This is a genomic window from Microbulbifer halophilus (genome assembly GCF_026183675.1).
Lineage (GTDB): Bacteria > Pseudomonadota > Gammaproteobacteria > Pseudomonadales > Cellvibrionaceae > Microbulbifer > Microbulbifer halophilus.
Genome location: NZ_JAPIVK010000007.1, coordinates 102,466 through 116,180, shown reverse-complemented (window position 1 = coordinate 116,180; position 13,715 = coordinate 102,466). Strand labels below are relative to the sequence as shown.

The following is a 13,715-nucleotide window of genomic DNA, read 5'->3' as shown; positions in this document are numbered from 1 at the left end:
AACCGGGGCTCGAGGACAGGGAAGTGATGCATTGATGGAGCGAGTCGGCAAAACCCGGGAAGGAGTGCCGTGCCGGTGGCGTACGGCGACGCCGCTGTTGCCGTTGCTGTGGTGTTATGCGCTCGCCATCATCGCCGCCGGCAGCCTGCCGCGGTTGCCATCGCTGTGGTCCGCCGCTGCGCTCGGCGGTTTCCTGTCGATCGTTTGCCTGGTGTTGCCTGCCCGCGCCCGTCTCGCCCCGCTGGCGATCGCCATTGTCGCCGGCAGCCTCTGGAGCCTGTACCACAACCATCGGGCCCTGGCGGAGCGGCTGCCGCTGGCGCAGCACGGCGCCGATATGGTGCTGCCGCTGCGAATTGTCTCCCTGCCCGATACACGCCCCGGCAATTCCCGCTATGGCAACGGGGAGGCGGGGACCGACGTCCGCTTTGCCGCCCGGGTTCTCACCCGGGCGGGGGATTTTCGCGCGCCGCCGGCAATGGCTGACCAGCTTCTGTATCTCACCTGGTACCGCGCGCCGGACAGCGCAGTGCGGCAGTTGCGCGCGGGCAGCCGCTGGCTTGTGCCATTACGCCTCAAGCGCCCGCGCGGCAGCGTCAATCCCCACAGCTTCGACTACGAGGGATGGCTACTGCGGCGCGGTGTCTACGCCACCGGCTATGTGCGGCCGCAGGACGGGGAGGCGAGATTACTGGGGCGGAATGCAGGCCTGCCGGCACTGCGCCACTGGCTGCGGGACCGGTTGCTGGCGGCATCGCCGCCGCGGCCGGACCTGTTGAGTGCGCTGTTGCTCGGTGATCGCTCGGGGCTTTCGCGCAGCGACAAGGAGCTGTTGCGGGATACCGGCACGGCCCATCTGCTGGCGATCTCCGGGCTGCATGTGGGGATGGTGGGCGGCTTCTGCCTGCTCCTCGGCGGCCTGTTGGCACGGGCCGCGGGGGCGCTGTCGGGTAGGGCGCCGCTGTCGATTGGCACCGCGGCGGCACTGGCGGGAACGGCGGTTTACACCCTGCTGGCGGGTGCGCCCCTGTCGGCCCAGCGGGCATTGGTGATGACCTGGGTGCTGTTGCTGGCCTGGCGCTGGCGGCGCCGGATCTCCGCGGGTCTCGCTTTCGCGCTGGCGCTGGCCGCGGTGCTGACACTGCAGCCGCTGGCGTTTTACGGCGCCGGTTTCTGGTTGTCTTTTGTGGCTGTCGGGGCCCTGTTGCTCGGTTTCAGCCACCGCCTGCGGCTGAATACCCGGGAAACCGGGGAGGTTGATCATTCGGAGCCCGCGGGCCGCCGGTTGTGGCGCTGGTTCTGTGGGCTGGCGCGCAGCCAGTGGGTCATCTGCCTGGCGCTGCTGTTGCCGTCGCTGTTCTTTTTCTCCGGCTTCAGTGTCAGCGGGATGCTGCTGAACCTGTTGGCCATCCCCTGGATGGGGCTGGGGATACTGCCTGCGCTGATGGTGGGGGCGATGCTGGCCGGCACCGCCCCGGGGGACTGGTGCCTGTGGCTCGCCGGCAGGCAACTGCAACTGTTGATGCAGCTGCTGGAGCAAGGGCAGGGGATGTTGGCGGCCTGGCAGCCCCTGGGCGCGCCGCCGGGTGTGACGGGACTGCTGCTGGCGGGTGCTTGTCTGCTGTTATTGTTGCTGCCGGCGGGCCTGCCGGGCAGGCAGCTCGGCTGGCTGTTCGCGCTGCCGCTGTCGCTGCCGTTCTGGCCGGGTGCGGCTACGGCGCCCGAGGTGGAATCCCTGCGGGTGGCGGTGCTGGATGTGGGCCAGGGCCTGGCCGTGACGGTGCGTTCACCGGAGCAGCGGCTGGTCTACGATGCCGGCCCGCTGTCGGCGTCCGGCTGGAGTGCCGGCAGCCAGATAGTGACGCCCTACCTGCTGGGGGAGGGCGAACGCCGGTTGGACCGGTTGGTGCTGAGTCACGGCGACAGCGATCACGCCGGTGGTCTGCGCGGCTTGAGCGAGTCGCTGGAGATTGGGCAGCTGCATGCGCCGGGGCAGCTGGCGGGCCGCCTGGGTGGTGAGCGGTGTCGAGCCGGCCCGCCGCGGCGCGTGGGTGACCTGAGGATTCAGTGGTTGTGGCCGCAATCGCTTCGGGTTTCCGGGGAGGAGAACGACCACAGCTGTGTCGTACTGCTGCAGTGGCGCCATGTGCGCATCCTGCTGGCGGGGGATATCTCCCGCTCGGTAGAGCGCGAGCTCGCCAGCCGCTTTGCCGGTATGGAGCCGGTGGATCTATTGGTGGCGCCACACCATGGTTCCCGTTCGTCCTCGTCGCCGGCATTGATCGACTGGGCGAAGCCGCGGCGGGTGGTGTTCAGTGCGGGCTTTCGCCATCACTTCGGCCATCCGCACGGGGATGTCGTGGCGCGCTATCGCCGCAGCGGTGCGCAGTTGTTCAATACGGCGGCGAACGGTGCGGTTGAACTGGTCTGGCGGGGCAGTGGTGCGAAGCCCGAAATCGCGCTTGCCCGGGAGGCACCGCGATTCTGGTATGCGGATCACAAGGATGAAAATGGCGACGACCGGAGACTTAGCCGCCGGGGCGAGCTGTGGTAGAGTTCCTGTCCATTAATTCCCTTCCGCAGTCTGGGACCGAGAACAGTGTTAGAAATCATAAAATCCGGCGGCTGGCTGATGCTGCCGATCCTGCTTTGTTCCGTCGCCGTTATCGCCATCTGTATCGAGCGCCTCTGGACCCTGAACCCGCGCCGCATCGCGCCGCGCACACTGCTGGGTGAGGTCTGGGGCTGGTTGAAAAACAATCAGGTCGACGGCGAAAAGATCAAGGAGCTGCGCGATTCCTCCCACCTCGGCCGAATTTTCGCCGCGGGTCTGTCCAACTCCCGCCACGGTCGCGATGTCATGAAAGACAGTATCGAGGAGGCCGCGAGCCAGGTGATACACGAGTTGGAGCGTTTTCTCGGCGCGCTGGGCACCATTGCCGCGGTGGCACCGCTGATCGGTCTGTTGGGCACCGTAGTAGGCATGATCCAGGTGTTTACCGCCATCATGCTCGAGGGCACCGGCAATGCCGGCGTGTTGGCGGGCGGTATCAGTCAGGCGCTGATTACCACGGCCGCGGGTCTGACGGTGGCGATTCCGGCGCTATTGGCGCACCGCTATTTTCAGCGCCGGCTGGACAGCATTGTCGTCGCCATGGAGCAGGAGGCGGTGAAACTGGTGGACGCGCTGCACAGTGACCGCCGTATCGAAACGGCCTGAGCGGAGAGCGTAAGATGCAATTTCGCCGCCAGGCCAAAGAGCAGGACGGGGTCAACCTGACACCGCTGATCGACGTGGTATTCCTGCTACTGATCTTCTTTATGGTGTCCACCACCTTCACCAAGGAGAGCCACCTGGAACTGAACCTGCCGGAGGCGGCGGGGCCGGAGGCGCGGGAGGCTCCGCGCTCGGTGGAGGTGTTGATCAACGCGGACGGTTCCTATTCCGTGGACGGCCGCGCCCTGATCAACAAAAAGCTGACTACCCTGAAATCGGCGCTGTCGGAAGTTTCCGCGGACGAGTACAATCGCCCCCTGGTCATTACCGCCGACGCCACCGCCGAACACCAGGCCGTGGTGCGCGCCATGGATGCCGCCGGGCAGCTGGGATTCGTCAACCTCAGCATTACCACGCGGCAGCCGGAAGAAAATTAGTTCGCGACGCCCGCGCGGTTTTCCCGCCAATCTAAGGGACAGGCTGCGCCTTGCCCATCCTACCGGGTAATTTCGGGGTGGGCTCCAGATATGAATTTGTATGGATAGAGCCGACACGCCCCCGAGCAAACCACAGCACGGGGCGAAAACTTACCGCCGCCTGCTTTCCTATGCCCTGCCACACTGGCCGATCTTCGCCCTCGCGGTGTTCGGCTTCCTGTTGTTTTCGGTCATGGGGGTCAGCCTGATTGCGGTGACCGAGCTGCTGCTCGACACCGTCGGTTCCGGCATCGAGGAAACCCGCGGCTTTCTCGCCAAATATGTCGCCGCCTGGTTTCCCGGTGGCGTCATGCCCAAGGAGACCGCGCGCTGGCTGATTCCGCTGGCAATGCTGTCGATTATTGTGCTGCGCGCCTGCGGCAATTTTATCGGCAGCTATGGCCTCGCCTATGTGGCACGCGCGGTGATTCACAGCCTGCGCACCGAGCTGTTTGCCAAAATCGGCCAATTGCCCAGTGCCTATTTCGATCGCTACACCGGCGCCTACCTGATTTCCAAGGTGTCCTACAATATTGAGCAGGTCACCAATTCCATCACCAAGGCGGTAAAAACCCTGATTCGCGAATCCTTCACCACCATCGGGTTGCTGGTCTATCTGCTGCTGGTGAACTGGAAACTCACACTGACGTTTTTTGTGTTCGCGCCCATCATCGCCTTCATCGTGCGCACCGTAGGCAAGCGATTCCGCAAGCTCAGCCACCGCATCCAGAACACTATGGGCGATGTCACCCATGTCACCCAGGAAGCCATCAATGGCTATCAGGTGGTGCGTATGTACGGGGGGCAGAAGTACGAGAACGCCCGCTTTCACACCGCCAGTGACAAAAATCGCCAGCAGTTCATGAAGCTGGTGGTGGCGAACAACGGCAGCGTTTCCGTCATCCAGATTCTGGTGGGGTTGTCGACCGCCACCATTGTCTGGCTGGCACTGGCGCCGGGCATGGTGGAGTCCATGACCGCCGGTGTTTTCGCTGCCTATATCGGTGCGGCTGCCTCCCTGGCCAAGCCGGTGCGCAGCCTGTCGGAAGTGTTTGCGGATATCCAGAAAGGTATCGCTGCGGCGGAGAGTATTTTCGAGGTGTTCGATGCGCCCGGGGAGCCGAAGGGCGGAACCGCCGCCTTGCCGAAACCGGTGTACGGCGCTGTCACCTTCGATCGGCTCGGCTTCCGCTACGACGAATCGGCACCGGCGGTGCTGACCGATATCAGTTTTGCCGTGGAGCCGGGGCAGACGGTGGCCCTGGTGGGGGCCTCCGGTTCCGGCAAGAGCACCCTCGTGAGTCTGCTGGCCCGCTTCTACGAACCGACCAGTGGCCGCATCCTGCTAGACGGCGTGGATATCAGCCAGGTGCCGCTGGAATCCCTGCGCCGCCAGATCAGCATGGTGTCGCAGAATATCGTACTGTTTAACGATACCGTCTACCGCAACATTGCGTACGGCGAACTGGAAGATGCCACACCCGAGCAGGTGTGGCGGGCCATCGAGCTGGCCCACGCCACGGATTTTGTCGATGAGCTGCCCAACGGCCTGGATACCGCGCTCGGGGACAATGCGCAGATGCTCTCCGGCGGCCAGCGCCAGCGCCTGGCCATTGCGCGGGCGCTGTTGAAGGATGCACCGATCCTGATCCTGGATGAAGCCACCTCGGCGCTGGACAACGAATCCGAACGCGCCATCCAACTGGCCCTCACCGAGGCGATGAAGGACCGCACCACCTTCGTGATCGCCCACCGCCTGAGCACCATCGAAAGTGCCGACCGCATTCTGGTGATGGAGCAGGGCCGGATCATCGAGAGCGGCAATCACGCCGAGCTGCTCGACCAGGGCGGCCGCTACGCGACTTTGTTACAACAGCAAACAGCAGGATAGAGCCCCGGAATGTCACTGGAAGACTGGTTCAATCAACGCTGGTATCCGGGGGAGGGCAGGCAATCCTCCCTGCCGCTGCTGGCCCCTCTGTCGTCCCTGTACCGGTGGGCCAGTGACAGGCGCCGCGAGAAGAATCGACAGAATCCGCCGCAGCCGCTGTCGGTACCGGTAATCGTGATCGGCAATATCACCGTCGGCGGCGCCGGCAAGACGCCGCTGGTGGCGGAGCTGGCGCGCTGGCTGCATGAGCGCGGCATGAATCCGGGCATCGTCAGCCGCGGTTACGGCGGTCGCGCCAAGGAATATCCCTACCAGGTCACCGCCCAGTCCCATCCGCTGGAATCCGGTGACGAGCCGCTGATGCTGCACCTGATTACCGGCCTGCCGGTGATGGTCTCGCCCGATCGCAACGAGGCGGCGAGGGCCCTGATCGACTATCACAACTGCGATGTCATCCTGTCCGACGACGGCCTGCAACACTATTCGCTGTGGCGCAGCCTGGAGATCTGCGTGATCGACGGCCAGCGGGGCCTGGGCAACGGCAGGATACTGCCGCGGGGGCCGCTGCGGGAATCGACTGATCGCCTCGATAGCGTCGACCTGATCGTGGTCAACGGCGAGCCGCAACAGCGACTGCGGGCACAGTGCGGCCATAGACTCGAATTCATCATGACGCTGGAGCCGGACAGCTGGCACCAGTTCAACCTGGACCAGACCTCCACTGTGAAACTGAGGTCCGGGCCGGAGCCGGGCCCCTGTCACGGCGTGGCGGCCATCGGCAATCCGCAGCGGTTTTTCCGCGAACTCGAACAGCTGGGATTCGGGGTGATGCCGCAGGCCTACGCCGACCACCACCAGTACTGCCAGCAGGAGCTGCAGTTTGACGGCGAAACCCCGGTGATCATGACCATGAAGGATGCGGTCAAGTGCCGCGATTTCTGGCAGAGTCACTGGTGGGCGCTGGAAGTGCGGGCCAGGTTGCCGGATCTGTTCTACCAGCGCGTTCACCAGCACTTACAGAAGCCATCAGAACATGAATAACGCCACTGCCTTCGATATCATCATTCCGGCCCGCTACGCCTCCAGCCGCCTGCCGGGCAAGCCGCTGGCGGATATCGGTGGTCTCCCGATGGTGCAGCGCGTCTACCAGCGGGCGAAAGAGAGTGGTGCCGAACGGGTGATCGTCGCCACCGACGATATGCGCGTGGCGGAAGTGGTGCGCGGTTTTGGCGGCGAGGTGTGCATGACCTCCGCAGAGCATGCCTCGGGCACAGACCGGCTGCAGGAAGTCGCGGCCAACCTGGGGCTCGAAGACGAGCGCATCGTGGTGAATGTGCAGGGCGACGAACCGCTGATTCCGCCGGCGGTGATCGACCAGGTGGCCGGCAACCTGGCCGCGAACCCGGCTGCCGGCGTAGCTACCCTGGCGGAACCCATCCGCACGCTGGAGGACTTCCGCAACCCGAATATCGTCAAGGTGGTAGCGGCGGAATCCGGCCTGGCCCGCTATTTCTCCCGCGCGCCCATCCCCTGGCCGCGGGATGCCTTCGCCGCGGATACCGGTGCGCTGCCGCCGGGTCTGGAACCCCGCCGCCATATCGGCATCTATGCTTACCGGGTAGCGCTGCTCGGCCGGTTCGTGTCCTGGCCGGTGGCGCCGCTGGAACAGTTTGAATCGCTGGAGCAGCTGCGTTTCCTCTACCACAACGAAAATATTCACGTGGCGGACGCGGCCGAAGAGGTGCCCGGCGGTGTGGATACAGAGGCGGATCTGCAGCGAATGCGCGAGTTGTTTGATGATTGACGGGTTGTTTGATGATTGAAAGTAACGCCGACCTGCAGCCGCTCAATACCCTCGCCGTAGCGGCGCGGGCGGCGCACTTTGCGCGGGTGGAAAATCTCGAACAACTGCGCGAGGCACTGCAGTTTGCGCGGGACAGAAAACTGCCGATCCTGCCCCTGGGCGGTGGCAGCAATATCGTGTTCACCGGCGACTATCCCGGCCTGGTGATTCACCTGGATATGCGCGGCCTGGAGCTTCAGAAAATCGACGGCGCCACGCAGGTGACCGCCGCCGGCGGCGAGAACTGGCACCGGCTGGTGATGCACACCGTGGAACGGGATCTCGGCGGCCTGGAAAACCTGGCCCTGATCCCCGGCCGCATCGGCGCCGCACCAATCCAGAACATCGGCGCCTACGGTGTGGAGTTGCGGGATACCTTTTGCGACCTTCAGGCTGTGCATATCCCCACCGGCGAATTACACGAGTTTTCCGCGGATGACTGCCGCTTCGGTTACCGCGACAGCGTCTTCAAGGGGCCTGCGCGGGACCAGTACATCATCACCCGCGTGCGCCTGCGGTTGCCGGACGACTGGCGGGCGCGGCTGGAGTACCCGGCGCTGAAACAGTACCTGGACGAGCACCACGAGGGAGCCGGGGAACTGACGCCGGTGGAGATCGCCCGCGCGGTGATTGCCGTGCGCAACAGCAAGCTGCCGAATCCGCAGGAGATTCCCAACGCCGGCAGCTTCTTCAAGAATCCAGTGGTGGACGCGGAGATTTACGAGCGACTGAAGCGCGCGCATCCCGACCTTGTTGCCTTCGCTGTAGGTGAGCGCTGGAAACTGGCCGCCGGCTGGCTGATCGATCGCGCCGGCTGGCGGGGCCGCCGCCGCGATGGCGTGGGCGTACACGACCGCCAGGCCCTGGTGCTGGTCAACCCCGGTCGCTGTGCCGGGGACCGGGTGACAGGCCTGGCGCGGGAGATTACCGAGGATATCCGCAACAAATTCGGCGTGGAGCTGGAGCCGGAGCCGCGTTATTACCCCTGAGGGGCGTGTAGGGGAAGAAGGGGCCTCGGCCTTTCCCCCTCTCCCTAACCCTCTCCCGGTGGGAGAGGGGACTGGCATGAGCCTCAACGGAGCCCGGTGGCTAGATTCGAACTTGTAATGCCTCCGACATAGCTCCCCTCTCCCATCGGGAGAGGGGCCGGGGGAGAGGGCCATGAACGAAACCACCTTTACCAATCACGCCGCAGCCCTGGCCGAACACTTCGCCGATACCGAATGGTTGGACCTGTCCCCCGGTCGGGCACTCCTGATCCGCTACTGGCTGGGCCGCGGAGACTCCGGGGCACTGCTGCACGATTGTCTTGACCGCCTCCCCTGGGAGAGCCCCAGAATCCGCCTGTTCGGCAAGGAGCACCCGATTCCGCGCCGTCACGCCTTTGTCGGCGATCCGCAAGTGACCTATCGCTGGTCCGGTCTGCGGCAGGAAGCACACCCCTGGACGGCGTCCCTCGACGCGGTGCGCGGGCGGCTGGATGCGGCCGGCTTTGCATTCAATTCCGCGCTGGTCAATCACTATCGCAGTGGCACCGACAGCATGGGCTGGCACTCGGACAGGGAGCGGGAGCTCGGTGACAACCCGGTGGTGGCAACAATCAGCCTGGGCCAGGAACGCAGACTGGCGTTCAAGCGCCGCGATGGGGAAGGGCGCCTGTCGGTCAGTCTGCCGGACGGTTCGCTGCTGTTGACCTCCGGCGCGGTACAGCATCACTGGCTGCACCAGGTTGCCAAAAGTGCCCGCCAGTTGGACCACCGGATCAGCCTAACTTTTCGTTATATCTACCCCTGAAAGTGCACAACTTATGTCTTGTCGGGCTGCTTTGCACATTCGGGTTTGTCTGGTATGTTGCTGAAAGGCTCTGTGGATGGATCTTGCGAGGTATTCGCCTCGCTAGTCTGGACAGCGCACAGGGACTTCGGCGATCGAGCCGGGCCCCTGTGTTGCGATATCCGGACTAAGGCAATAACAAGAATTTGCAGCTAACAGTGCAACGCAATAGCGCTGAGATGCGGGCGGCTGGGGAAGCCGCGACGCAGCCGCTGCATTATCCGTAGTTGGGGCTAATTTGATTAAAGTCTTAGTGGTGGACGATCACGATCTGGTGCGCATGGGTATTTCGCGCATGCTCGGTGACGTCTCTGGTATACAAGTCATGGGCGAGGCCGACAGTGGCGAAGAGGCCCTGGCCTTCGCGCGTCAGTCGGAAATCGATGTAATTCTGATGGACGTCAAGATGCCTGGCATCGGCGGCCTGGAAGCAACCCGCAAGCTGGTCGCGCGCTCTCCCAAATCCAGGGTCATTGCTGTCAGTGGCCTCGACGATCCGCAGTTCGCCCGGCGGCTGCTGGAAGCCGGAGCCAGCGGTTATCTCACCAAGGGTACCGATATGGAGGAAATGGTGAGGGCCATCCAGACAGTGATGTCCGGTAATCGATACATCAGCCCTTCCATCGCCCCCCAGTTGATTCCGGGCCTGGGGCCGGGTAGTTCCGATTCGCCGTTCGATTGCCTTTCCGAGCGCGAGCTGCAGACGGCGGTGATGATCGTCAACGGCAGCAAGGTGGCGGAAATCGCCGACACCCTGTCCGTGAGCCCCAAGACGGTCAACAGCTATCGCTACCGGATCTTCGAAAAGCTGGATATCCACAGCGATGTCGAACTGACGCTGCTGGCGGTAAAGTACCAGCTCCTGGACCCCGAGGCCGCCCTTTGATTGAGTGGTTAGCGGCCAGTGGTTGGTGGTAAAGTGACGGCTTCCACACCGACCACTGCCAGAGATGTTCGACAGTAAACGTTTCCTGCCTACCGTTACCCGCAAGCCCGGCGTCTACCAGATGTTCGACGCCGACGGCAAAATTCTCTACGTGGGTAAGGCCAAGAATCTTCGCAATCGCCTCTCCAGCTATTTCCGGGCGTCGGGCCTGACCGCCAAGACCATGGCGCTGGTGCAGCGCATTCACAATATCGAGGTGACGGTCACCCGCAGCGAGACCGAAGCGCTGGTGCTGGAACAGAGCCTGATCAAATCCCAGCGGCCGCCCTACAATGTCATGCTCAAGGACGACAAGGGCTACCCGTATATTTTCCTGTCCGGCCGTGACACCTATCCGCGCATTGCCCTGCACCGGGGGGCCAAGCGGAAAAAGGGCCAGTATTTCGGGCCTTTTCCCAATGCGTCGTCGGTGCGAGACAGCCTCAACTTCCTGCAGAAGACTTTCCGCATCCGCTCCTGTGAAAACAGCGTCTTCCGCAACCGCTCGCGCCCCTGCCTGCAGTACCAGATTCAGCGCTGCACGGCCCCCTGCGTCGACTTTATCAGCGAGGAGGATTACCGCCAGGATGTTCGACACGCCGAAATGTTCCTGACCGGCAAGAGCGACGCCATCGCGCGCGAACTGGCGGATGAGATGGACAGGGCATCGAAAGCGCTGGAGTTCGAAAGGGCGGCGCACCTGCGCGACCAGATTTCCGCGTTGCGGCGGTTGCAGGCGGACCAGGTGGCGGAAGGTTCCAGTGGCAATGTGGATGTGCTCGGTATTGCCAGCGTCGGTGGTTCCAGCTGTGTGCACATCCTGTTTGTCCGCCAGGGACGCATTCTCGGCAGCCGCAGTTACTTTCCCGACGAGCGGCTGGGCCTGTCAACCGTGGAGCTGCTGTCTGCGTTTATCCCGCAGTTTTATCTCGGCAACCAGCGGGAGGTGCCGAGGGAGATTCTCACCTCCGAGCCGGTCGACGATGTCGAGGTATTGCAACAGGCGCTGAAGGAGCAGAGCGGCCGCGAGATATCCGTGGTTCACCGCCTGCGCGGCAACCGGGCCACTTGGGTAACCATGGCGCAGCAGGCGGCGGAACAGAACCTGAACAGCCGCACCGCCGCCCAGCAGAAACTGCAGAACCGTTTCGAGGCATTGCAGGAGGCGCTGGAGCTGGAGCAGTTGCCGGAGCGGCTGGAATGCTTCGATATCAGTCACTCCAGTGGCGAGGCGACGGTGGCCTCCTGTGTCGTCTTCGATACCGGTGGCCCGGTCAAGTCCGACTACCGCCGCTTCAATATCGAGAATATCCAGGCCGGCGACGATTACGCGGCCATGGGCCAGGCGCTGAAGCGTCGCTATACACGGCTGTCGAGCGGGGAGGGCAAATTCCCCAATATCCTGTTGATCGACGGCGGCAAGGGCCAGGTGCGCCAGGCGGTGGAAACCCTGAACGAACTGGGCGTCGTGGGCGTGCAGATTATCGGCGTGGCCAAGGGAACGACGCGCAAGGCGGGTTTCGAAGTGTTGCATGTGGTGTCCACCAACAGGGAGCTGGTGCTGGCCGCGGATTCCCCAGCGCTGCACCTGATCCAGCAGGTCCGCGACGAGGCGCACCGTTTCGCCATCACCGGCCACCGCCAGCGCCGCGACAAAAAGCGCCGTGAATCGCCGCTGGAAGGTATTGCCGGTGTCGGCGCGGCCCGCCGTCGCGCACTGTTGCGCCACTTCGGCGGCTTGCAGGAAATCCGCCGCGCCTCGGTGGATGATCTGGCCGGCGTCGAAGGAATCAGCCGCAAGCTGGCACAGGATATATACTCGACACTACATAGCGAGTAGGCACCTATACTCCTGTCTCCCCGGGGGGAGAGGAGTGTGCAGGCGGCAGTGAGTGGAAATGGCGCAAGCCGAAACCCCGGCACGCCGGTTTCCTTTTACTCCATGCCTTGCTAAGTTACGCCCAATTTGCAGGAGCCTGTCGGCAGGCGAAAATAGGACCAGCAGTTCGCATGACACTAGCCAATCAACTGACTCTTCTCCGCGTCGCCCTGATCCCGGTATTCGTGCTGGTTTTCTATCTTCCCTACAAATGGAGCTATATCGCCTCGGCCATTATTTTTGCGGCGGCTGCAGCGACAGACTGGCTCGATGGCTATCTTGCGCGCAGGCTCAACCAGAGCACGCCGTTCGGCGCCTTCCTCGATCCCGTCGCCGACAAGCTGATGGTGGCCACCGCGCTGGTGCTGCTGGTGGGCCTGCACCAGAGCCCCTGGTTCACCGTTGCCGCGGCGGTCATCATCGGCCGAGAAATCGCGGTTTCCGCTTTGCGGGAATGGATGGCGGAGCTGGGCAAGCGCAGCAGCGTGGCAGTGAGCTATATCGGCAAAATCAAGACCACCGCCCAGATGGCGGCGATCATCGTGTTGCTGGCATTCGATGTGCGGGATTACCCGGCGATGGAATCGATCGGCTATATACTTTTATATATCGCCGCGGGGCTGACGCTGTGGACCATGATCCTGTATCTGCGGGCGGCCTGGCCGACACTGATGGGTGACGATTCCTCCGAATCGCCCTAGCCAAATACAACTGATGACTGATGGAAGCCGGCGACTTTTCCCGTGGGAGGGAAGGGCCCGGGTTTTTCATGGCCCCGGGAGGTGGTATCAGGTGAAGCCCTCTACCCGCAGCGGATAGAGCTGCGTCTCGCATCCTTCCACGGCGCATAAAAACGGGCAGTGTCCCCGATCGAAATCCTCTCGCAACTGCCGGACGATGGCTCTCGCCGACTCGTAATCCCCGACGTCAATCGGGTTGTGGCTCTCGCGTCCACATTGCGGACAGGTCCAGATGATGCTCGCCATAGTGATCCCCTCGCCACGCTGCGCCTCGACGAAATTCGGGTACCGATATGCTGAGTGTAGGAGCAGATGTCGACACCCGGCGAGTTCAGGCGGTATAGGTGTGCGCCCTGCGGAAACAGGTAGCTTCACGGCTGGGTAAATGGGCGCAGGACTCCGGGGGATTGATTCTTCTGGGGAGGTGGTGCCCGGGGCCGGACTTGAACCGGCACGAAGTCTACCTTCGGGAGATTTTAAGTCTCCTGTGTCTACCGATTCCACCACCCGGGCGGGGAGGTGAGCGAGGTGCTTCCGGGTGGGCCCGATGCCGGGCGCAGCCCTCGCTGATTGCCGGCTTCACAGGGGGAAGCCGGCGATGGGAAAATGGAGGCTAGGGTCGGAATCGAACCGGCGTACACGGAGTTGCAGTCCGCTGCATAACCACTCTGCCACCTAGCCATATAATGTCGAACTTTGTGCTTCCATTCCGCCGGTTCGACTCACCGGCACTCTCTATCGGCCGCGGGCGCTGGAGTTGCAGTCCGCTGCATAACCACTCTGCCACCTAGCCATATAATGTCGAACTTTGTGCTTCCATTCCGCCGGTTCGACTCACCGGCACTCTCTATCGGCCGCGGGCGCTGGAGTTGCAGTCCGCTGCATAACCACTCTGCCACCCAGCCATATAA

General features: G+C 63.3%; 12 protein-coding genes and 2 tRNA genes. 11 read left to right on the top strand and 3 right to left on the bottom strand.

The genetic code is table 11. The features are described from left to right. Positions 1-34: 34 nt before the first annotated feature. The 11 genes from OQE62_RS05530 (at position 35) to pgsA (ending at position 12,765) form a co-directional block, all read left to right on the top strand. Entirely contained in the window at positions 35-2,554 is a 2,520-nt protein-coding gene (locus tag OQE62_RS05530) for a DNA internalization-related competence protein ComEC/Rec2 (RefSeq protein WP_265721003.1), read from the top strand. 45 nt (positions 2,555-2,599) lie between these two features. After that, a complete protein-coding gene (locus tag OQE62_RS05525; RefSeq protein WP_265721002.1) occupies positions 2,600-3,220 on the top strand; it encodes a MotA/TolQ/ExbB proton channel family protein in 621 nt (206 codons plus the stop codon). 14 nt (positions 3,221-3,234) lie between these two features. Further along, a complete protein-coding gene (locus OQE62_RS05520) occupies positions 3,235-3,654 on the top strand; it encodes an ExbD/TolR family protein (RefSeq protein ID WP_265721001.1) in 420 nt (139 codons plus the stop codon). Positions 3,655-3,754: 100 nt separating this feature from the next. Then, positions 3,755-5,584: a lipid A export permease/ATP-binding protein MsbA gene (gene msbA, locus OQE62_RS05515; RefSeq protein ID WP_265721000.1), complete on the top strand. Its 1,830-nt coding sequence runs from the start codon at positions 3,755-3,757 to the stop codon at positions 5,582-5,584. Between the two features lie 9 nt (positions 5,585-5,593). After that, on the top strand, positions 5,594-6,625 hold the full coding sequence (gene lpxK / locus OQE62_RS05510) for a tetraacyldisaccharide 4'-kinase (protein WP_265720999.1): 1,032 nt from the start codon (positions 5,594-5,596) through the stop codon (positions 6,623-6,625). Then, positions 6,618-7,388, top strand: coding sequence for a 3-deoxy-manno-octulosonate cytidylyltransferase (kdsB, locus tag OQE62_RS05505; RefSeq protein ID WP_265720998.1), 771 nt, complete (start codon positions 6,618-6,620; stop codon positions 7,386-7,388). Before lpxK ends, kdsB begins: the two co-directional genes overlap by 8 nt. Before the next feature lie 11 nt (positions 7,389-7,399). Beyond that, positions 7,400-8,416, top strand: a complete 1,017-nt coding sequence (gene murB, locus OQE62_RS05500; protein ID WP_265720997.1) for a UDP-N-acetylmuramate dehydrogenase — start codon at positions 7,400-7,402, stop codon at positions 8,414-8,416. A gap of 172 nt (positions 8,417-8,588) precedes the next feature. Continuing rightward, positions 8,589-9,221 carry an alpha-ketoglutarate-dependent dioxygenase AlkB family protein gene (locus tag OQE62_RS05495; RefSeq protein ID WP_265720996.1) on the top strand — a complete coding sequence of 211 codons (633 nt, stop codon included), beginning with the start codon at positions 8,589-8,591 and terminating at the stop codon, positions 9,219-9,221. Positions 9,222-9,498: 277 nt separating this feature from the next. Next, positions 9,499-10,146, top strand: a complete 648-nt coding sequence (locus OQE62_RS05490) for a response regulator (RefSeq protein ID WP_265720995.1) — start codon at positions 9,499-9,501, stop codon at positions 10,144-10,146. A 64-nt stretch (positions 10,147-10,210) separates the two neighbouring features. Then, positions 10,211-12,025, top strand: coding sequence for an excinuclease ABC subunit UvrC (uvrC, locus tag OQE62_RS05485; protein WP_265720994.1), 1,815 nt, complete (start codon positions 10,211-10,213; stop codon positions 12,023-12,025). Positions 12,026-12,195: 170 nt separating this feature from the next. Beyond that, entirely contained in the window at positions 12,196-12,765 is a 570-nt protein-coding gene (gene pgsA / locus OQE62_RS05480) for a CDP-diacylglycerol--glycerol-3-phosphate 3-phosphatidyltransferase (RefSeq protein WP_265720993.1), read from the top strand. 87 nt (positions 12,766-12,852) lie between these two features. On the opposite strand, the gene OQE62_RS05475 is transcribed toward pgsA, so the two are convergent. The 3 genes from OQE62_RS05475 to OQE62_RS05465 form a co-directional block, all read right to left on the bottom strand. Continuing rightward, on the bottom strand, positions 12,853-13,050 hold the full coding sequence (locus tag OQE62_RS05475) for a hypothetical protein (RefSeq protein WP_265720992.1): 198 nt from the start codon (positions 13,048-13,050) through the stop codon (positions 12,853-12,855). A gap of 179 nt (positions 13,051-13,229) precedes the next feature. Beyond that, a tRNA-Leu gene (locus OQE62_RS05470) sits at positions 13,230-13,317 on the bottom strand. Between the two features lie 94 nt (positions 13,318-13,411). Next, positions 13,412-13,485 (bottom strand) — tRNA-Cys (locus tag OQE62_RS05465). Positions 13,486-13,715 lie beyond the last annotated feature (230 nt).